Annotated in this window: 2 protein-coding genes and 1 pseudogene; 2 read left to right on the plus strand and 1 reads right to left on the minus strand. The window is 44.2% G+C overall.

Going from position 1 to position 2,289, the window contains the following annotated elements:
• Positions 1–289: pseudogene (locus RMO55_RS16765) on the minus strand (catalase-peroxidase); the annotation flags it as partial.
• Between the two features lie 651 nt (positions 290–940).
• Between RMO55_RS16765 and RMO55_RS16770 the strand changes: the two are divergent.
• The gene (locus RMO55_RS16770) at positions 941–1,615 is read left to right on the plus strand and encodes a HupE/UreJ family protein (RefSeq protein WP_396134365.1); all 675 of its coding nucleotides are present in this window, start codon (positions 941–943) and stop codon (positions 1,613–1,615) included.
• 25 nt (positions 1,616–1,640) lie between these two features.
• Positions 1,641–2,289, plus strand: a 649-nt coding sequence (locus RMO55_RS16775; protein WP_310428355.1) for a hypothetical protein, incomplete at its 3' end; no start/stop codon positions are given.

A 2,289-nucleotide genomic window follows, 5' to 3' on the forward strand; every position in this document is an offset into this window, starting at 1 on the left:
CCAGGCGGATCATCAGACCGCCGTAGTGACCCCAATCTGCTGGCCACCAATCTTGGCTATCGGTCATCAGGGCGTGTAGATCTTGCTTGAGCGCGATCGCATCGATTGTTTTGACTGCTTCCCGATAGTTGAAGTCTGCGCCCATTGGATTGGTCTTGCGATCGTGTTGATGCAAAATGTCAAGGTTAAGGGCTTTGGGCCACCATTCCACATTCGACATATTCACCTCTGTTGCACCACCGTGCATCACTGGACATTTGCCCTGAGCGGATGGTTTACTTTCATTCATGTTCATTTCCTCGCGTTAAGCCGATTGGTTGATAATGATTGTCTGATGTTGTTCAGTATGCCAAATTTTATTGAGTAATATACTTTTGTGTCAATCCAACGATGTGTTTTGAAGCGAAATTGCTTGTACTTTGCGATCGCCGATAAAGATCTCAAATGGGTTCTATAACCCAACGTTACTGTAGATACTAGAGCAGAAACGCATGTACTATGTTAATGGTAGATTCGATCCTCAACCCCATTTTTACAGCATCGGTGTGAAAATGAGGTGAAATTTTGACATAAGAGAGAAATTTACTTACCAGGGTGCGATCGTCTCTAAAGGATCTGAGATCGCAGATTGGCAACGTCAATTACGCCCATCCTCGATCGAGTTCGCCTTCAAAGACGGGTAGGCGCGAATACTCACTGTCGATAATTTTTTGCCGATTAGTAGAATTAGTCAGAGAAATAGTTGGCATTTCACCTCAATTTCATCCCTACTCTGGCAAGCTATTTACAGATATTTTTTCGATTTCACATTGTGGTGAAAAATTATTCAGCAAGACTTATTAACAGCTCTTGCTGGTCAAACTGCTATGTAGGAGGTGCAGACAACTTGAGGATTAAATTTATCCAACTATTCAAACAAAAGAAATATTTCCTTGCCTTAATGGGCTTGGCAATGATTTTAGCAACAATTTTGGGCATTAGTCCCGAAGCGATCGCTCACGGTGTGACTTCCGGCGATAAGGGCTACATCCAGGAAAGCACGGGCGTGCTGCCCATTCCTTTTATCTATCTGGGCGCAAAACACATGATGACGGGCTACGATCATCTGCTGTTTTTATTTGGAGTGATCTTTTATTTATATCGGCGCGAGGATGTCGCCAAGTACGTCACATTGTTTGCAGTAGGACACGTAATTACCTTGCTCTCTGGCGTATTGTTCAAAATCGGTATCAATGCTTATATTATCGATACCATTATTGGGTTTTCGATTGTGTATAAAGCCCTCGATAACATGGGTGCCTTCCAACGGTGGTTTGGGTTCCAACCAAATCCGAAAGTGGCAACACTAGTATTTGGATTGTTTCATGGTTTTGGTTTAGCAACCAAAATTCTCGAATACGATCTGCCTGCCGATGGATTATTATTCAATCTGATCTTCTTTAATGTCGGCGTGGAAGTCGGGCAGCTTTTGGCACTGGGGGGAATTTTAATTGCCATCTCTTATTGGCGCAAATCGAAGAGTTTTCTCCGCCATGCCTACAACGCCAATGTCTTGTTGATGATGCTGGGATTCCTGCTCATGGGATACCAAATGACTGGCTATTTCGCATCTTAAAATTAAACTAAAGCACATAACGATCGTGGAAAATACCAATATACCTACCGACAGAGAGTTACCATCAACAGCCAAGCTGATTAAATCGACCGCGATCGCCGCAGCGACAGCAGCAGTATTACTTGTAACCGTCATCATGCCCGCTGAATACGGCATCGATCCCACAGGCATCGGTAACATCATTGGCTTGAAAAAAATGGGTGAGATTAGAGTCTCGCTGGCGAAGGAAGAGGCTCAACAACAAGCTGATACTCAACCAGCCAAGCAAGAAGCTGTAGCACAAGCTGATAATTCTGCCATCAATACCAAGCCTAAACAGGGTGAAGCCAATGCGATTGCGGCACCAGCACCGACGCAGCTAGCAGCAGGTATGTTAAGTCATGAAACACAGGTTACATTGGCTCCCAATGAAGGAAAAGAAGTCAAGCTAGATATGAGTAAAGGCAATAAAGTCCAATACACTTGGGCTAGCAGTGGCGGCAAAGTCAATTATGATGTCCACGCCGATTCCAAAAAACTCAAGATCGATTATCACAAATATAGCAAGGGTGCCGAGCAAACTAAAATAGGGGAACTTATCGCTGCATTTGATGGTTCCCACGGCTGGTTTTGGCGAAATCGGACAAACGCCCCTGTTACCATTACCTTGAAAACGAAAGGTGAATACACCGAGA

The organism is Chamaesiphon sp. VAR_48_metabat_135_sub (assembly GCF_031418915.1).
Classification (GTDB): domain Bacteria; phylum Cyanobacteriota; class Cyanobacteriia; order Cyanobacteriales; family Chamaesiphonaceae; genus Chamaesiphon.